This is a genomic window from Tumidithrix elongata BACA0141, assembly GCF_036349135.1.
Classification (GTDB): domain Bacteria; phylum Cyanobacteriota; class Cyanobacteriia; order Pseudanabaenales; family Pseudanabaenaceae; genus Tumidithrix; species Tumidithrix elongata.
Genome location: NZ_JAZBJZ010000115.1, coordinates 1 through 17,298 on the forward strand (window position 1 = coordinate 1; position 17,298 = coordinate 17,298).

Here is a 17,298-nt window from a genome sequence, read left to right on the forward strand (position 1 = left end):
GAGTCCCTTTACGCAAAGATCTCTAGGCGTTGCATTTCATCCTTGAATTGGCGCATTTATAGCTGTGTGACTTCTTAATTCACTCTGTAGATTTTTTCAGGAAGCCCTACTTAATTTGCAACTTTTATATAGGTTTTTCTGGAAATTGGCGAACTCTGGTTTGTCTCAAGATCAGTAATAGTTGACGTCCCGTTATTAACAGAAGGATTTGTTTCAATTGATACTATATTTCCAACACTGCTTCCTATTGAATTGGAATAAAAAATCTCATATCCATTGCTTTTATTGCTTATGGATCTTGCAAAAATATGCCCATCTGAATAAACAGTTTCAATCTTAAATCGAGTTGGGGAAATCGTGGCTATGCTTGTAGTAGTAACCGGCGAACTCAAGCCTGTCCTAAGATTAGTAATAGTTGACGTCCCATTATTAATATTAGGATTGGTCTGTATTGACACCCGATCGCCAACTTTGCTTCCTATTTTATTAGTATAAAAAGCCTCAAATCCTGTGTCCGAATCGTTTACAGCTCTCACAAAGATATGACCAGCCCCATACACAGTTTCTACTCGATATATGCGGTTACTTACAGCTTGTGCAATCACAACCTCATTTTGATAGGTGTGCATTTTGACAGAATTGAAAACTGCTGCTGATGCAGGAGAAGGCAAAACTGACAGTAAAATTGCACTAAAAAAAAGCAGAGAAGCCTTATCTAGATAAAAATGTTTCATTGTTAATGAAAATAGCTTTGGGTTGAGGCGAGAATTTTATTCAAGTCTACAAGTGAATAGCAGTGAATAGCAATGAATTTTTATTTCATTGTTTTTTTAGGTAAACCAACGCTATTTTTTCTGGATTTAGTGTAGTGGAATATAGATAATCCTTTAGGATCTACCAAACCTTAGTTCTTTTTCTTGAGTGTTACCTTGGATTCAGCAACTCTCATTTTGACTTGTAATTTTCTTAATTCGTCAAAAAGTTGACAAATCGTGGGCTTTTCAAGCGTTGTTGCCACTATTCTCAGTAGTATGGGTGAAATTCTTTATTTTCTTAATCAACACTCGTGGCTGTGCGATGCCCAAAAAACTCGATCCGATAGTCAGAGATTACAGTTCCTGTTTGAGCTTCCACTTGCTTAATCAGTTCTAAAGGAAGTTCGACTTTGACATCGAGAATCTGATTGGTATCCGTACAGTGAACGTGGCTGTGAGGTTCGCTAATATTGCCGTAGAGCCTGCCATCTGATCGCTCGACGCATTCAATAATGCCTTTCGCAGCTAAAGCTTCCAAGTTTTGATAAACGGACGTATGCCCGATCGGTTTGCCCAGATGATTGAGGCGATCGTAAATTTCTCTTGCTGAGAGATGTTCGCCTGTTTCCCACAACAACTCTAAAACAAAGCGACGTTGACGGCTGACTCGCATACCCAACTCTTGGCAGCGGTGGAGGGTGCTGTCTAGAGTGTCTGTATTGTTGAGTTCCATCTTAGTCATTTGAGGTCATCAAGAAATTGTTATGTAGAAGATTTCACTAAATATATAGGGAAACTTTTGTGTGTAGTCGCTTTAACGCAATAAGTTTAGATCTATTTTCCTTAGAGATAAGTAATAGCATAACAATTTCGTCGAGGAGATGACACAACTCGTAGGATAGATCTAGGGATTAAATTTTTTGTAGATACAGAGATCCTTGACTTTTTCTGTAAAACCAAAGATTCGCTGCATCAGTCAGGCAAAAAGTCGAGGATCTTATTCTTTTGCACTCACCTAAAAAATTACGATCGCTCTGAAGTTGCAGATTGGGTCGCCTCACGCATCTGCTCTAAAATGCGTCGCAGTACGCCATTGATAAACCGATAGCCATCCTCGGTACTGTAACGCTTAGCGAGTTCTACGGCTTCATTAATCGCAACCTGTTTGGGGACATCGAGGTACATAATTTCAGCCGTGGCTAAACGCAAAATATCCTGATCGACCTGTGCCAAGCGGTTGAGCTGCCAATCAATCAAAGCATTCCCGATTGTGGCATCGATCAGCGATCGCTGCTTATGCACGGTGTTTAATAGCTCCAGTGCATAACTGCGAATCTCAGTTTGGCGCGAAATCTGGAGCATGAGTGGAAATTCTAAAGCTGTGCCCACGCGGTTAATTGCCGCCTCGGTCAAGTTAATCGCATCTCTAACCATGACTTGGGCTGACTTAATATCAACCTTGGGGTCATCCACCCGTGTCTCGCTATTGAGCATTTTGTCTTGCCCGCGTTGCAACTCGACGCTAGCCGTTAGCAACATTTCTTTGACTTCATCGGTGAGCGATCGCACCACAGCGGTGACCATTTCATCGATGGTTTTGGTTGCCAAATTTTCTGGCTGCGTAGGCAGTTGATGAATACTCAAAAGTGCCAGTTCGCGGGCAACATGTCGGGCTTGCATAGAAAACGCTCAATAAACAACAAAAATGGGGCGATCTATCGCTCGATCGCTGATTCCTCTTTACACCTTATCACTACACCTTATCACTACCCGATGAACCAAGCAGATATAACAAACTCATCCGAATGGCGACGCCATTGGTGACTTGCTTTTCAATCAGACTCAAACGGGGGTCGTCCATCAGATCTGAGCTAATTTCTACGCCTCGATTTACGGGACCAGGGTGAAGCACTTGCACGTTGGGGGCACATTTAGCCAAGCGATCGCGGGTAATGCCAAACTGCGCGTGATATTCTCGCAAACTGGGGATTAAAAACTGTCCCATGCGTTCGGTTTGTAGGCGTAAGGTCATGACAAAATCTGCATCCTCAAGGGCGTTGCCAAGGGTGTGATGGATCTTGACCCCATATTCAGCAAATTCGACAGGCAATAGGGTGGGTGGGGCAACCAAATGCACGTCCGCACCCGTGGTGACTAAACTCCATAAATTCGATCTTGCCACCCGTGAATGCAGAATATCCCCCACGATCGCGACTTTTTTGCCCTTCATCTCTTTAGCTGTAGGGTTACTTGGATTTAAGTAAGTACAGAGCGTAAGTAGATCGAGCAAGGCTTGAGAAGGGTGCTCGTGCTTGCCGTCCCCCGCATTCAAGACAGCGACTTTACCGCCTAATAGATCCATATCCCGCGCGATCGCGGTCGGCACACCCGCAGCCTGATGCCGAATCACCATAATATCTGTGCCCATGGCAAGAAACGTGCGGGCAGTATCTAAAATCGTTTCACCCTTAGATAACGACGAAGTCCCAGGCGAAAAATTTAGCGTATCTGCCGATAGCCGTTTTGCCGCCAGTTCAAAGCTATTGCGCGTGCGGGTAGAAGATTCAAAAAACAAGTTGGCTACCACTTTTCCCTGAAGGGTAGGCACTTTTTTATTGCGTCGAGATAGCACCTCGCGAAAACTCAGGGCTGTCTGTAGCACTAATTCATAATCGGCGATCGTAAAATCTGCCAGAGAAATTACATGTCGCCGCCAGCTAACCTCAGCCATTATAGTGTTTAGAAATGTGTGTGGTTATCTGAATCGAACAATTTGAGCGATCGCACCCGTTGGCAACATACCAATAGGGGCAGGCTCAACCATATCACTTGGTAAAAAGGCGCGGGAGCTTACCAATACCAAGGTAAACATAAAAGTCAAAAAGATCAGAAGTGGAGCAATGAACTGACGAAAGAAAAGCACGGGGATCGCTATGTAGTGGGTTGAGATTATATTATCTACGATTTTGGGGATGCTGGTTTAACCTTCTACGGCTTCAAGATATTGACTCACGTCTTCAAGCAATCGATTTAAGCTTGCCTCGGTGGTGATTCTAATTCTCTCATCTCTAACCGTAATCAGGACTTTAGCGGCAAAGGGCGTTGCCCAGATATTAGGGTTGCAAAACACTTCTAAAAACACCTCCCCAATGTGGCGATATTCTAGGGGGGGCTGAGGTGCAGCTTTTACCTTGGTTCCAGACTGTTCGGCACTTGGTTTTGCCGAAACGAGTTTAAGCCTTTCCATGAGTTGATTGAGCTGGGCTTGCAATTCACGGGCAGCTTCAGCCGAGAAACTACCAATGGAAACCGAGCCTTCGGCAAGATTAATCGTGAATTTTGGTGCGGGACGAGACATAGATTGAGTTCCTGATCTTTGTGCGTAAATATCTAGAAATACCTATCTTAAACAGTTTTTGCAATGGATGTTTAGATTCAGTCCCATCATTGCTTGAATATAAACTTATATTAAAATCCTTGCACTTTTGAGGGCGATTTAATATTGTAAATACAGGCACATAGAAACAAGCGGTTTTGGGCAGTGCCTCCTCCCCAAACCAAGCGCTGAGCTAATTAAGCAATATCTTTCTTATTAGTTTTGTGTCTTTGTAGTTCGAGTACATTTACTAATTTCTCCTTGGTGTTTGATTGGTGTAAATGTTACTAGCACTGTACTACTATTTGGTTGTTTGATGTCTTAGTTTCTGTTGATTTAAAGTTGCAACTACGCTCGTAAGAATCTAGTTAAACAAATTAGATACAGCAGGTTTAGGACAGTTTAAAAGCCAAGCAAGGATGAAGTGTCATAGTAGTAGGCAGGTTGGTAATGCTGGTGCTAAGCAATGACTAGAACATTTTCCCTTTATTACTTATTCAGTTCTAGGGAATTGCTGGGAAGAAGTTAGAAATGAAAAGACCTAAAGATCGACTACCTCAAAGTTATTGAGATTAAAGAAAAGGATAGTTCGTTCAATTAGCCAACCGTTGTAAACCCTAGTTAACCCCACATAGTGAATTATATTTCTGCGTGAGTCTGGTAGCCTTCTATCGGACTCACTGAGTTTTTATAAGGGTTAATCAATGGCTATGCAGTATCGCAGCATTACGGATATTAATATCTACGACTCGCCACAACTAGAGCGTCTAGCAACCCAAATGGCGGCAGGACGGTATTTAGTATTTCGCGAACCTGAAACTCAAGATGAATCGCAAAGTCCCGATCGCAGTCCCAAACAAATCGCTTTGCTCGAAGATGGCTATGAAGGTTTTATCCATAACGAAGATTTGACGAATTTACAAGCGATCGCAGGAACGGGCTATATACCCCAATTCCTCACACCAACTGAGATTTCAGCAAAAATTGACGATGCGATCGCTTACATGCAAAGAGCCATGCAGCATCCGAATCAATACCTTTGGGGAGGCACAGTTCCGCCTGATTTTGACTGCTCGGGCTTAATGCAAGCTGCCTTTGTCTCTGTGGGCATTTGGCTGCCACGGGATGCTTACCAACAAGAGGCTTTTTTAGAACCCATCGCTTTAGAAAATTTGCAGCGCGGCGACTTTATCTTTTTTGGAAATCCGACCAAAGCCACCCATGTGGGGATGCATTTGGGGGAGGGGCAGTATATTCACAGTTCGGGGCAAGAGCACGGACACAACGGCATTGCCATTAGTTCGCTGTCAGGAAGCGATCGCGCTTCACTATGGTATGCCGCCCAACTAAGGGGAGCAGGTCGCGTTACCCAGTGTTATAGCCCTAAATTCTGTTAGACGCCTAGACGAGACTCTCCACATTACTCTCAATGGGCATATTCTCAATGAGCATATTCTCAACGGGGATATTCGCAAGAATCTCTGAAGTCGTTTGAGTATCAACCTCAACAATGTGATCGCCAATCTCAAGATCGCATTTGTCTTGAAAAATACTCAAGTCAAACCAGAACGTTGTACCCACACCTACTTCGCTTTTGATTTGTACCGCACTGTGATGCTTCTCAATAATATTGCGCACAATCGATAGCCCCAAGCCAGTTCCTTCTAGGGTATGTACGCGGTTTTCCACCCGAAAGAAGCGATCGAAGATACGTTTTTGATCTTCAGGGGCAATCCCAATGCCCGTATCAGCGATTTCTACGCGCACTCGATTGACAGAGCGGTGGGGTAAGGCAGCATTTTGTTCTTGCCAGTTGTAAGCGCGAATCGTCACTTGACCGCCCGAATTCGTAAATTTGAGCGCATTGCCCACAAGATTGGAAAGCACTTGTAGCAGTAAATCGTAGTTGCCCCAAACTCTCGCCAGATTGGGGGCAATTTCTTGACGCAACTCAATGCCTTTTGTACGGGCGTTAAGTTGATAGGTGCGCAGGGTTTGCTCGATCGTTTGAATTAAGTCGGTACTATCAAAACGATACTGACGACCAGATTCAAGGCGAGATAGATCGAGAACGTCATTGACTAGGCGAGTCAGGCGATCGGTTTCATGGTTCGCCGTGTCGAGAAACTCGCTTCTCTGCTCTGAGGATAGCTCGTCCCCATATTCATGCAAAGTCTCGATAAAGGATTTGATATTAAAAAGCGGCGTGCGGAGTTCGTGACTGACATTGCTAATAAACCGACTCTGGGCAGCATTTAATTCAACTTCTCGGGTGATATCTTGCACCGTCATCGCAATGCCCTTGATCGTGTTGTTCGCACCAACCACAGTAGTAATCCAGAGGCGAAGAGAGTGGTTAAACGCACCTGCTTCGCTAGAATCCCCTGATGCCATGAATCGAATTTCGCCTCCAGCTTTTTCTCCTGTGGCGATTTGCAACAGGGGGCGGGAAATCTCTTCGCTCAAATGGGCAGGCAAGACATTCAAGATACTCGTGCCGATGACACCACTGAGTTCGCCTGCATCACCACAGAGTTGCTCCCATCCTAGTATCTTGATCGCGGCAGGATTCGCCAAGACCACTTTCATTTCTGCGTCGAGTAAAATTGCTCCGTCAGCGATCGTTGACACTAGAGTTTCTAGCTTGGCTTTACTTGCCGTGAGTTCCTCGATATTTTGTTCTTCATAGTTTTCTAAGCGCTTTGCCATCTCGTTAAAATTCCGAATTAGCTCGCCCAGTTCGCCACCAAAGGGTAGATCGATTTGTTGTTTAAAGTTCCCGCTAGCAATGCTTTTTACCCCTGCCACGAGTTCTTTAATCGGTTTGGTAATGGTAACAGCGTTGGAGGCTGCGCCTAAAATCACCATTGCCCAAATTGAAACAAACACGGCTGTAGTTACATCTAACGTCAAACCCGATGAAACCACTGCCGCAGGGTTGGGATTGATTCCGATCGCTAGGGTACCCAGAGGTTTATCTTGATAGGTAAGCCTGACAAAAACATCCGTGACCTCTCCCTGAGGCGAAGAATGTTGGCGAACTAAGGGGCGATCGGGTCGAGCTTTAGGATCGTCAGGAATTTGAATGCGCCGCCGAATGCTGAGAGAACTTTGGACTTCATTGGCAGCAAAGGGAATCCCAAAATAAATTTCGCCGCCTGGATCGGCATAGATAATGTAACGAATGCTCGAACTTCTGTCATAAAACTCCTTTGAGAGTCTTGCTACCTCAGGCAAATTATTCTCCGCAATTAGGTGAGATACATTTGCAGCTAAAAGTAGTCCTAGATCCTTACCAAATCTTGTATCGCTCAGCCGAGCATCCAGTTGAATATCATTAACAGCCCAAAATGTCACAGCACTCATTAACAGCGACACCATCAAGGTCACCAATGCCATGAGTTTGGTTTGTAATGAAAACTCTGCCCACCATCGCCGTATCGTTGCGTAGTTCTGAGATAAGAAATCAATCACAATGTTTGGTATTTGTTTTAACGCAGGGTTTTGAAAAAAACAAAAATTTTTTTAGCTTAGGTATATTTTGGCATGGGATTGTTATTTATACCTGTCACTACTCTATTCATGTTTAGAAATGTCTTATCTGCTGATTGGTCTGTATGTTGGCAGGAAGATACCAAAGAATTTGCGCTTGCTACATGCTTGCTAAATTTAAATTTTGGCGCGGCAGTATGCATCCTGAAGGGAATCGCTTAGGCAAAAAATAGAAAATAGCTTAAAATACTGGGGCAGAGGAGACAAGATTTAACATGAAATATTTGACTTAGATGGCAGTAGTAGTGTACAAACTGCGTTGGTTAAATAAAGCACTTATTTTAGACACTGATTCAGGTGATGAGTTCAAGTGACGGGTAATGTGTAACCAAACTATCCAATCATGTCTCCAAAATTTTGTTGTAGGCATTTTCGCAATTTTCATTTACTATTTCTAGCAAATTTCTGGCAAATTTCTGCAAACAAGAGGGTATCAAGATGGATGAAACTGAAATTGCTAAGGCTCTGCAAACAGACCTGAATTTCTATAAAGTCAAAATTCAGGTGAAGCGGAAGGGGTCTCAGTTGCACGTCTTGACGACAAGAGCTCAAGATAACGATGTGGACTATTCCCTACTCATGGAGTTAGTCCAGAAAAGTCTTGAGAAATTACCCATTCAAAACGCGGATGATTTTATCATCTATGGCAGAGTTGCTGGGGCAAAACAACCTGAATGGCAACAGAGAGGCGAAATTCGACCAGCGCTTCCTCTGATTGAGCTTGACATCGACGATGACCTCGATCGCGAACTTAGTTTAAAAGAGCCTCCTGCGGTTAAAGATAAGCTCGATGAGGAAAGTTTGACTTCAGAACTATCAGAAATTACAGCCGAAACAGAGTTTTTTGATCGATCTACTGAGAAAGAAACCACCCAGCCCCCTTCAGATATATTAGAAGTTTCGGAGCCAACTGTTCCCGCTAAGCCCGCCAAGCTTGCCAAGGATTCAGTTCCTATTTTGGATAGCTATGACTATCCCGATTTAGATTTGCAAAACGACCCCGATCTTTCTGTCAATTCAAACCACAGTCAAAATAATAACCAAAATCCTAACTTGAACGCGAAAAAATCATCTAAAGAGGAATCATCAAGTCAGCCACCAAAGAAGAAATTCTCGGCTATCCCGATCGCGATTCTTATTGCCATTCTTGCCGCTGGTGGTGGCTGGTTTCTTTGGGATCGCTCCAATCAAGAGCAAAAGCTGACTGAGGCTAAGGAGATTACGTCAAAAATTCCCGATCCAAACCAGTTGAGTAAAAAGGAAGCGTTAAATGATGCTAAATCTCAACTGAGTGCTGCGATCGCAAAGTTAGAGGAAATTCCCGAGCGACCCGGGTCTCCCTATGAAGAAGCTCAAGCCGAAATCGGGCAAATCCAAGACAAGTTGAAAGCGATTGATAAAAAGCTGGCATCTGCGACGAAACCCACTCCAGCCCTCGGGAAACCTAAACCCACTCCTACCCCCGGAAAAGCTACACCAACGCCTACCGCTTCTCCAACTTCTGCCCCTGTCAAAACCGATACGCTCGAAGCTGATGCCATGAAATTAGGACATGAGGCAAGTGTCATCGTCCAAAATGCACCGCACAAATCGGAAGTATGGAAATCTGCTCAAACCAAGTGGCAAGAGGCGATCGCTTTACTCGAAAAGATCCCTAAAGAAGCGCCAAATTACGCGGCAGTAGAGAAACGTATTGGTCTCTATAAGCAAAATCTTGCGCAAATTACGGGGCAGTTCCAAAAACAGGTCAAGGTTGAGGGCGTAATTAGTCAAATTAGCGCGGCGACACAGGCTGAACTCAAACAGCTTAAAACCAAAGGAACGCAGAAGCCAGAATTTATTACAACCTGTGGCGATCGCGTACGCCCAATCCCCAATGCTGCGGAAGTTGAAACTGCCATTTGCGAGTATCTGTTTAAGTCACTATGACCTATTCCCTCCGTATCGCTGACATGGTGACCTCGGAGCGTCCGAGGGAAAGGCTCTTAAGTCAGGGTGTGAGGAGTTTATCCTCAGCGGAGTTAATTGCAATTTTGCTGGGTACGGGACAGGGGGCTGGAAAGCTCTCAGCCGTTGGGCTGGGGCAATTGATCTTACAAACCATAGGCAGGGATTTTAACGATCCTGTCGCAGGGCTACAAAAGGTATCGCCGCAGGAATTAATGCAGATTGAAGGGGTTGGGCCTGCCAAAGCAACCACAATTTTGGCAGCGATTGAGTTAGGCAAGCGATCGCTTTATGCTAAACCTCCCGATCGTGCCGAGATTACCGATCCATCTGTGGCGGTGGCAGCGCTCAGTCAAGATTTGATGTGGCAACCCCAAGAGCGCTTGGCAGTCTTGATGCTAGACAATAAAAATCGCATCATGGCACAACGAGTGATTACCGTCGGCACGGCGACAGAAACCCTAGCCCATCCTCGCGATATCTTTCGAGAAGTCCTAAAAAGTGGTGCTGTGAAGCTGATTCTTGCCCACAATCACCCTTCTGGGAATACCGATCCGAGTCCAGAGGATATCGCTCTTACGCGTCAGTTACTAGAAGCTGCACGGATGCTCAGCATTCCTTTGCTCGATCATTTAATTTTAGGTAATGGTAGCTTTACGAGCATCCGCGAAGTTACATCCCTGTGGAAGGAGCATGCTCAGGGGGACTAAAAAGGTTTTGGGGCGATAAATAACCCACAACTACCAGCAATACATTGGTTTTCCCGTTTTTTCGATCAAAATTGTTTGGATGGAAGACTTGATGCCTGCGATCGCGGCTTGTAATTTATATTGCTCTTCGTCAAATTGCCATGCGGTTGCATAATCTTTACAGTCAATTACCAAGGTGTCAGGTGTCGCAAAGGCATAAGCTACCCCGTCTGAGTCTAAGCCGCTGATCGCCAAAATTTGTTTTCCTATCTCTTGGGCACAAGTTACTTGTTCCAACAAAATTTCTGCAACTGGGTTCATTGTAAGCTCCTTCATATTTACTCATGAAAAATACACCCTCTGCTCACAGGCTGAAGGTTAAATTTGAATGTCAAATTTTTATTTATTTCTGTATCCTATTTTACGGAATACCGTGAAGTTAATTATTTTTGCAAAACTTTACAGCCTGCTTTTCATCCCCTGAAATGTTAACCCCACCTCCAAAAGACTGGCAAACCCGCGATCGCTTTTTAGAACTACATTCGCGCTGGATGACGCTGATTGGCGAACACCTGCAAGACGATCGCGGCGAAATCTTGGAATATTGGCGAATTGAGAAAGCAGATTCCGCGATCGTTCTACCAATTCAAGGCGATCGGATTCTATTGCCCCCTCCCAGCTTTCGTCCGGGCATCGGAAGGGTGACCTTAGATTTTCCGGGCGGGCGAGTCGCAGAAGGTCAAAATCCCGAACAGGCAGCGATCGCGGTTCTGAGGCGAGAGTTAGGAATTGAATCCGATGCGATCGCGCAACTAATTTCCCTCAACACCGAAGGTTGGGCAGTGAATAGTTCCTTCTCTAATCAGAAACTCTATGGCTTTGTCGCTCAAATTGAAAGCACCGTAAAGTTTCCACCTGAATTCCAAATCGACACCTATCCTGTCACGCCCGTAGGAGTGAATCGCTTGCTGCAAGCACTCAAATGTTTACAATGCCGCGCCATACTTTTGGAATGGCGATCAACCTTCGCAGAAATCTTTCGGGCAATGGAATAAATAATTAAGCCTAAATCGAGAAAACACTGAATATGAGCGCTTATTCTCGATTTCTCCTAGTTTTTATGCTAATTCCGCAAAATCTGAGCATTCGTAAATATCGTTAAGGTTTGAAGATATTTAAGCGCTCTTGTAGTTAGATAGGCAAGTGGGGATTGTCACCCCTACCCATAACTGAACGCGATCTGCGCTGCTATGCGCTGAAAGAACCCTGCGATCGCCATGCGCCTAAATTCCTTACCCTGCTTTGTGTGGCGCGAATGGAAGCGATCGAATTCACGTTTGAGTTATGGCTGCATAAAACAACTTTTTTACAAAACTTTCTACCACAAAATTCATGGAAAATCGCGCAAAAACGCTAGATGATGTCGCCAGCGATCGCTGGCGCATCTCTATGTGGCTCACGGCCATCATGATGGTCATTTACTTCGGGTTTATTCTACTGATTGCCTATGACAAATCATTATTAGCTACGCCCATTGTCCCCGGACTGTCGTTAGGGATTTTGTTGGGGGCTTTAACGATCGCGGCAGTATGGTTGCTTACCTATGTTTATGTGACTTGGGCAAACAATGTCTACGATGTCCATGTCGCCGAGTTACAGGCAGGCTTGCGGAATCAGTCCTCAAATTCCACAAAGGCTTCCACAACTGCAAGCACAGCGGAGAACCTCACACCCGACCTGACCCAAGACGAAGCAAACAATGAAACGGACCATGGAGGGGAAGGATGAATAGCACAACAACAGTCGGTCAATTTAATCCACTCGCGATCGCATTCTTTGTGATTTTTGTCCTCTCTTCGCTCGGTATTACCTACTGGGCTGCGGGTAAAACGAAAAATACCTCCCATTTTTATACCGCAGGGCAAAGTATCAGTGGCTTTCAAAACGGCTTGGCACTGGCAGGTGACTACATGAGCGCTGCCAGCTTTTTGGGAATTGCTGGACTGGTCGCGCTCAAAGGCTTTGATGGCTTGATTTATTCCATCGGTTTTCTCGTGGGTTGGCCCTTGGTTCTGTTTCTGATTGCAGAGCCCCTGCGGAACCTCGGTAAATACACCTTTGCCGATGTGGTTGCCTTTCGTTTGCGTCAAACCCCTGTACGGATTGCCGCAGCGATCGGCACGCTGGCAGTGGTCAGTTTCTATCTGATCGCACAAATGGTAGGCGCAGGAAACCTGATCAAGCTGCTGTTTGGGCTGGACTACGAAATCGCCGTGTTGCTGGTTGGCGGTGTCATGCTTGCCTATGTAATTTTTGGCGGCATGATCGCCACCACATGGGTACAGATTATTAAGGCGGTGCTTTTACTGGGCGGTACAATTTTGCTGTCGGTACTGGTGCTCTCCAAGTTTGGCTTTAATCCGCTCAATCTGTTTACTGCGGCGGCAGACAAATATGGTACAGGGGTACTCGCACCCGGCAAACTGATTTCCGAGCCTCTAGATGCCATCTCTTTAGGCATGGCACTGATGTTAGGAACCGCAGGTCTACCCCACATTCTCATGCGTTTTTACACCGTACCCGACGCCAAAGCGGCTCGCACTTCGGTAATGTATGCCACGGTGTTTATTGGATTTTTCTATCTGCTCACCTTCATTCTCGGTTTTGGCTCAATGGTTTTGGTGGGACAGGATTTAATTGCCAAAATTGACAAGGGCGGCAACATGGCAGCTCCCCTACTAGCAGAAGCCCTTGGTGGTAATGCCTTTTTAGGATTTATCGCAGCGGTTTCTTTTGCGACGATTTTAGCAGTGGTAGCAGGCTTGACCCTCTCAGGCGCAGCAACGCTCTCCCACGATCTCTGGGTGAATGTGGTGCGCAAGGGGGAAGCTGACGAAAACGAGCAGTTTAAAGTGGCGAGAGCCGCAACGATGGCACTTGGTGTCGTCGCCATTGTTTTGGGCATTGTGTTCAAAGGACAGAATGTTGCCTATATGGTGGGACTTGCTTTTGCGATCGCTGCGAGTGCCAACTTCCCATCGCTTTTGCTGTCGATGATTTGGCGCAAATTCACCACAAACGGTGCGGTGACAAGCATTGTAGTCGGTACGGTATCATCCTTGGTGCTGATCTACCTATCCCCCACCATTCAGATCGATATTCTCAAGCAAACCACCGCATTCTTTCCCTTAAAGAATCCGGGTTTAGTCTCAATTCCACTCTCCTTTGCCGTAGGAATCATTGTTTCGCTACTGGAAAACGATCCTGCATCAAGTGCTAAATTTGATGAAGTGGAACATCGCATTCACACAGGCATGAGCAGTCAAGAAGCTGCTGCTATTTCCGTTCTCGACTTAGAAGAAATCTAAGAGCAAGAAAAACCCTAAATCCCTTCTTGTCAGAAGAAGGGATTTAGAGGAAGAGGTCAAGCGATCGCGAATGTCATAATTTCAGGCTCTCACATTCAGACTTCCACATATTTGCAGATTGCAATGAATACTTCACCCTCTGGCGATCGTGAGAACCTATGCAAGATAGGCTGCCAGATCTTCATCATCTTTAATTCCGCGTTCTCTATAAGTTGTGTCACGCAGGATTAATTGTGATGGATAGAGCCAAAATCACGTTACTCGATCGCGATCGCTTGCATAAATTAGCCACAGGTAAGGACAATGGGCGATCGCTATGACGCCACTGGGAGATTAAGTGTAAAATTAAATGACTAAAGAGGTACATTGACATGAGTCAAGCGATCGCCCCAGACACTTCATCTACTCCCACAGCAAATTCTCTAGGTTGGACGAGTGCCGATCTAGAACTGCTACCTGAAGACGGAAAACGCTATGAAATTATTGATGGAGAGCTTTACGTGACTAGAGCGCCTCACTGGAAACATCAAACCACCTGCGGTAGACTTTTTTCAGCCCTAGATGCTTGGTCGATCGCCACAAAATTAGGGGCAACAGCTATGGGCGCAGGTGTAATTTTTGGCGATAGCGATGATGTAATTCCTGATGTGGTATGGGTGAGCAAAGAGAAGTATGAGATTTTGCTAGATCGATCTGGACATTTGCGGGGTGCGCCCGATCTTGCGATCGAGGTGCTATCGGCAGGAACTGAAAATGAAAAACGCGATCGCGAATTAAAGCTTAAACTCTATTCATCCCGTGGAGTTTTGGAATGTTGGATTGCCGATTGGCGATCGCCACAAATTCAAATCTATCGCCGCGAAAATGGAATCCTGAAATTAGCAGTTACGCTATTTGCCAACGACACCCTAACTTCGCCTTTACTTCCAGACTTTTCTTGTCCCATTGACCAAATTTTTACTTAATTGATTCGCGATCGCATAAACTATTTCGTGCAATATCGATTGCTTAATCCTGAGTATGAACCTGTGACTCTACGGACTTTAGATAAGGCAGCAAGAGCAGTAGGTAAGCGCATTAAGATTGATTTGGTTGATGCTGTTTAGTTACTCCGATCTCGCGATCGCTACTTTGCTGGGGGATTGAGTGCCGATTTCGTCCTTCTACTCATAATGAGACCAAACAGAGACAACCCTAATGGTTTTAGTCTCATCATTAACCGAATAAACTAGACGATGCTTGATATTGATTCGTCTAGAGAAATAGCCTTTTAAGTTACCTGAAAGTTTTTCATAGGGAGGTTCATAAGGATTATTTTTTACAGTTTCCAATAAACATTTGAGATTAGATTCTAAGTTAGCTGCCTTGAGCTTTTTGGCATCTTTAAGAACATTGCGACTAAACTCAATCTTCCAGTTCATTCAATGCTCCCATAAATTCCTTTTCAGAAATCCAATCGCCTGCTTGTTCAGCACTTCTAATGGATTCCACTAAATTGGGAATAGATTGTAGATAAAGAGTTTCTTGAATGCTTTCCCAATCTGCTTTAGAGAGTAGCACTGCATCTCCTTGCCGACTAGTGATAAATCTTGGCAAGTGATCTTTATTAACTTGTTCGACCAGACTAAAAAAATTAGCTCTCGCTTCGCTAGCATTAATAATTTTCATTGAATACTTAAACTCGTACAACTAATTGTACCATTTTTATCCATTGTCATGCGATCGTTCTTAATTCAGCCTAAACAACCCACGACGCCTATCAATTTCTCAACTTCGCGATCGCATTATTGAGACAACAGCTAGCAATTATCAAAACTCAAGCGGCAAGAGCAGTGATAAACTCCGATCGCGCGATTGCTACTTTACTGAAAGATTTAGTATAAAATCAGATTGTTACAGAGGTAAAGTGATGTTAAATGCAGAAACTACTACTCAAAGCAGTAGTGTCAGACAGTCATTAATCCAAGAAATCGAACAAACCTCAGATTATGTGTTAGGTGAGGTTCTAGATTTTCTTTTGTTTGTTAGAGCAAGACATTCGCAATTACAGGCGAAAATGGAAGTTGATGATTTTGAAGCGATCGAAGATTATGACGAGCCTAAAGAAAAGATTTTAGAAGATCTCTGCCTGTCTTTACAAGATGCTAAAGCTGGAAGAGTTCACGATATCTCTGAGCTTTGGATTGGAATAGATGTCTAGTGATATCCCTAAATTTGAGGTTCAGTTTACAGATACTTTCAAACGCCAAGTTCGAGATTTGGCAAAGCGTTATCGACAGATTAAATTAGATATTCAACCAATTTTAGATCAGCTTCAAAATGGTGATTTCGTTGGCGATCAAGTTCAAAACACTGGTTATACAGTTTTCAAAGTTCGCATCAAAAATAGTGATACTCAAAGGGGCAAAAGTGGCGGCTACAGATTAATTTACTACATTAGAACTTCTGAGGATATTTTATGTCTCTTGATTTACTCAAAATCTGATGAGGACAATGTGGCTGCAACAGAAATCAAGAAAATTATCCAAGAGTTCTATAATTAAACATTGGCTAATTTTGCTGTAGAAGCATGAAATATTGCCTATCAATTTCTTAGCTCTGCGGAAGGACGCATCCTGCAAGGAATCGCTACTTTACTGAAAGACTTAGTATAAAATCAGATTATTACAGAGGTAATTATGATAGAAACTACAGCGCAATTACTGGAAGAATTGCAGCAAATCTCTGAAGGTTTGGTTTATAGAACTGAGAACGAATATCCAATTGAGACATTTGTATGGGAAGTGTCACAAAACGGTGAGCTAACTCCAGATAAGCTCTTGCAATCAGAAGGGTATCTTCAACGGGTTGAGATTGATAATGTATTTCCACAGAATCTTAAGTTTCAAGAGGGTAGCCTGTCTGAGGAGATGCAGGTAGAAGATAGCAAACAGCTAGAATTTATTGACTTTCTGCGATCGCATTGTAAGTCTGTAGAAATTTACATCGCAGAAAAGTACGATAGTCCCGAAGACAAATTTGAGTCATTCCCACTGATTTTGGCAGAAACATCAGACGGTGAATGGATCGGTGTTGCTCCAGAAGTTGACGCAGATTTCAATGCACGACTCAGGAAGAATATTTCTCCTTTTGACTCTGATTAAAAAAAGGAAAAAGAATTTTGGGAACATGCAAGATGGAAATCCGAGAAAATCCCATTCCAAATCTGGGACAATATCTCGTTACAGGCTAAAGCAGATTTCTATATAAGATTCGATCTAGAAAGCCTACTTAGAAGTAGTGACATTTCTGTTCCTGATTTTATATTAAAACAGAATCAATTTGGTAGTACAGTCCCACAGTCCTATACCCGTATGGATTGGTCATATAACTTGCGAGAAGAGTTGTCAAAAGAGGATCGCATCGATAAGTTATTGCAAATTGATGCGCTTAAAAGGCAACAGGCAAACAAAGTAACGCATTTACTAGCTACCGAAATCAAAGAAAAGCTCTTGGGCGTGAAAATCTTAACACGTCAGTACTACGAACCGAATCACCCAGTTGAAAACTTTGTTATCCTGAATAATTCATCAGGGAGAGAAAGTGGAGAAAAAAAAGAGCCTAAAACTGAG

23 protein-coding genes are annotated in these 17,298 nt (G+C 44.0%); 12 read left to right on the plus strand and 11 right to left on the minus strand.

Annotated features, from left to right (window positions below; translation table 11 throughout):
• Positions 1 to 110: 110 nt before the first annotated feature.
• The 6 genes from V2H45_RS20690 to V2H45_RS20715 all read right to left on the minus strand — a co-directional run bounded on the left by V2H45_RS20690 (position 111) and on the right by V2H45_RS20715 (position 4,113).
• Entirely contained in the window at positions 111 to 734 is a 624-nt protein-coding gene (locus V2H45_RS20690) for a hypothetical protein (protein WP_330485582.1), read from the minus strand.
• Between the two features lie 319 nt (positions 735 to 1,053).
• Positions 1,054 to 1,497, minus strand: coding sequence for a Fur family transcriptional regulator (locus V2H45_RS20695; RefSeq protein WP_330485583.1), 444 nt, complete (start codon positions 1,495 to 1,497; stop codon positions 1,054 to 1,056).
• Positions 1,498 to 1,778: 281 nt separating this feature from the next.
• Positions 1,779 to 2,435, minus strand: coding sequence for a transcription antitermination factor NusB (gene nusB / locus V2H45_RS20700; protein ID WP_330485584.1), 657 nt, complete (start codon positions 2,433 to 2,435; stop codon positions 1,779 to 1,781).
• Between the two features lie 73 nt (positions 2,436 to 2,508).
• Complete coding sequence (locus V2H45_RS20705) at positions 2,509 to 3,486, minus strand: aspartate carbamoyltransferase catalytic subunit (RefSeq protein ID WP_330485585.1); 978 nt, start codon at positions 3,484 to 3,486, stop codon at positions 2,509 to 2,511.
• A gap of 24 nt (positions 3,487 to 3,510) precedes the next feature.
• On the minus strand, positions 3,511 to 3,678 hold the full coding sequence (locus V2H45_RS20710) for a hypothetical protein (protein WP_330485586.1): 168 nt from the start codon (positions 3,676 to 3,678) through the stop codon (positions 3,511 to 3,513).
• Between the two features lie 57 nt (positions 3,679 to 3,735).
• Positions 3,736 to 4,113 carry a hypothetical protein gene (locus tag V2H45_RS20715; RefSeq protein ID WP_330485587.1) on the minus strand — a complete coding sequence of 126 codons (378 nt, stop codon included), beginning with the start codon at positions 4,111 to 4,113 and terminating at the stop codon, positions 3,736 to 3,738.
• Between the two features lie 722 nt (positions 4,114 to 4,835).
• Here V2H45_RS20715 and V2H45_RS20720 point away from each other — a divergent pair.
• Positions 4,836 to 5,528: a C40 family peptidase gene (locus V2H45_RS20720; protein WP_330485588.1), complete on the plus strand. Its 693-nt coding sequence runs from the start codon at positions 4,836 to 4,838 to the stop codon at positions 5,526 to 5,528.
• A 4-nt stretch (positions 5,529 to 5,532) separates the two neighbouring features.
• On the opposite strand, the gene nblS is transcribed toward V2H45_RS20720, so the two are convergent.
• Positions 5,533 to 7,605 carry a two-component system sensor histidine kinase NblS gene (gene nblS, locus V2H45_RS20725; RefSeq protein ID WP_330485589.1) on the minus strand — a complete coding sequence of 691 codons (2,073 nt, stop codon included), beginning with the start codon at positions 7,603 to 7,605 and terminating at the stop codon, positions 5,533 to 5,535.
• Positions 7,606 to 8,121: 516 nt separating this feature from the next.
• On the opposite strand from nblS, the gene V2H45_RS20730 reads away from it, so the two are divergent.
• Together V2H45_RS20730 and radC are read left to right on the plus strand one after the other, a co-directional pair.
• Positions 8,122 to 9,612 (plus strand): hypothetical protein, encoded by a 1,491-nt coding sequence (locus V2H45_RS20730; RefSeq protein ID WP_330485590.1) that lies wholly within the window; start codon positions 8,122 to 8,124, stop codon positions 9,610 to 9,612.
• Positions 9,609 to 10,340, plus strand: coding sequence for a RadC family protein (gene radC / locus V2H45_RS20735; RefSeq protein ID WP_330485591.1), 732 nt, complete (start codon positions 9,609 to 9,611; stop codon positions 10,338 to 10,340). The genes V2H45_RS20730 and radC overlap by 4 nt, the downstream gene beginning before the upstream one ends.
• A gap of 30 nt (positions 10,341 to 10,370) precedes the next feature.
• Here radC and V2H45_RS20740 read toward each other — a convergent pair whose 3' ends face one another.
• Positions 10,371 to 10,640 (minus strand): hypothetical protein, encoded by a 270-nt coding sequence (locus V2H45_RS20740; RefSeq protein WP_330485592.1) that lies wholly within the window; start codon positions 10,638 to 10,640, stop codon positions 10,371 to 10,373.
• 164 nt (positions 10,641 to 10,804) lie between these two features.
• Here V2H45_RS20740 and V2H45_RS20745 point away from each other — a divergent pair, with 164 nt between their 5' ends.
• From V2H45_RS20745 to V2H45_RS20760, 4 genes are all read left to right on the plus strand, one after another.
• Positions 10,805 to 11,374, plus strand: a complete 570-nt coding sequence (locus V2H45_RS20745) for an NUDIX domain-containing protein (RefSeq protein ID WP_408648853.1) — start codon at positions 10,805 to 10,807, stop codon at positions 11,372 to 11,374.
• 155 nt (positions 11,375 to 11,529) lie between these two features.
• Positions 11,530 to 11,736, plus strand: a complete 207-nt coding sequence (locus V2H45_RS20750) for a hypothetical protein (RefSeq protein WP_330485594.1) — start codon at positions 11,530 to 11,532, stop codon at positions 11,734 to 11,736.
• Entirely contained in the window at positions 11,712 to 12,107 is a 396-nt protein-coding gene (locus tag V2H45_RS20755) for a DUF485 domain-containing protein (RefSeq protein WP_330485595.1), read from the plus strand. Before V2H45_RS20750 ends, V2H45_RS20755 begins: the two co-directional genes overlap by 25 nt.
• Positions 12,104 to 13,687 carry a sodium:solute symporter family transporter gene (locus tag V2H45_RS20760; protein WP_330485596.1) on the plus strand — a complete coding sequence of 528 codons (1,584 nt, stop codon included), beginning with the start codon at positions 12,104 to 12,106 and terminating at the stop codon, positions 13,685 to 13,687. Before V2H45_RS20755 ends, V2H45_RS20760 begins: the two co-directional genes overlap by 4 nt.
• 217 nt (positions 13,688 to 13,904) lie before the next feature.
• Here V2H45_RS20760 and V2H45_RS20765 read toward each other — a convergent pair whose 3' ends face one another.
• Positions 13,905 to 14,060: a hypothetical protein gene (locus V2H45_RS20765; protein WP_330485597.1), complete on the minus strand. Its 156-nt coding sequence runs from the start codon at positions 14,058 to 14,060 to the stop codon at positions 13,905 to 13,907.
• On the opposite strand from V2H45_RS20765, the gene V2H45_RS20770 reads away from it, so the two are divergent.
• Entirely contained in the window at positions 14,059 to 14,652 is a 594-nt protein-coding gene (locus V2H45_RS20770; RefSeq protein WP_330485598.1) for a Uma2 family endonuclease, read from the plus strand. The two genes, V2H45_RS20765 and V2H45_RS20770, sit on opposite strands and share 2 nt — an antisense overlap.
• Before the next feature lie 198 nt (positions 14,653 to 14,850).
• Here V2H45_RS20770 and V2H45_RS20775 read toward each other — a convergent pair whose 3' ends face one another.
• On the minus strand, positions 14,851 to 15,108 hold the full coding sequence (locus V2H45_RS20775) for a Txe/YoeB family addiction module toxin (protein ID WP_330485599.1): 258 nt from the start codon (positions 15,106 to 15,108) through the stop codon (positions 14,851 to 14,853).
• Positions 15,092 to 15,355, minus strand: a complete 264-nt coding sequence (locus V2H45_RS20780; protein ID WP_330485600.1) for a type II toxin-antitoxin system Phd/YefM family antitoxin — start codon at positions 15,353 to 15,355, stop codon at positions 15,092 to 15,094. Before V2H45_RS20780 ends, V2H45_RS20775 begins: the two co-directional genes overlap by 17 nt.
• Positions 15,356 to 15,596: 241 nt before the next feature.
• Between V2H45_RS20780 and V2H45_RS20785 the strand changes: the two genes are divergently transcribed.
• The 4 genes from V2H45_RS20785 to V2H45_RS20800 form a co-directional block, all read left to right on the plus strand.
• Positions 15,597 to 15,887 (plus strand): hypothetical protein, encoded by a 291-nt coding sequence (locus V2H45_RS20785; protein ID WP_330485601.1) that lies wholly within the window; start codon positions 15,597 to 15,599, stop codon positions 15,885 to 15,887.
• Positions 15,880 to 16,230: a type II toxin-antitoxin system RelE/ParE family toxin gene (locus V2H45_RS20790; protein ID WP_330485602.1), complete on the plus strand. Its 351-nt coding sequence runs from the start codon at positions 15,880 to 15,882 to the stop codon at positions 16,228 to 16,230. Before V2H45_RS20785 ends, V2H45_RS20790 begins: the two co-directional genes overlap by 8 nt.
• Before the next feature lie 135 nt (positions 16,231 to 16,365).
• On the plus strand, positions 16,366 to 16,830 hold the full coding sequence (locus V2H45_RS20795; RefSeq protein ID WP_330485603.1) for a nuclease A inhibitor family protein: 465 nt from the start codon (positions 16,366 to 16,368) through the stop codon (positions 16,828 to 16,830).
• Positions 16,831 to 17,070: 240 nt separating this feature from the next.
• On the plus strand, positions 17,071 to 17,298 hold a 228-nt coding region (locus V2H45_RS20800; RefSeq protein ID WP_330485604.1), incomplete at its 3' end, for a hypothetical protein.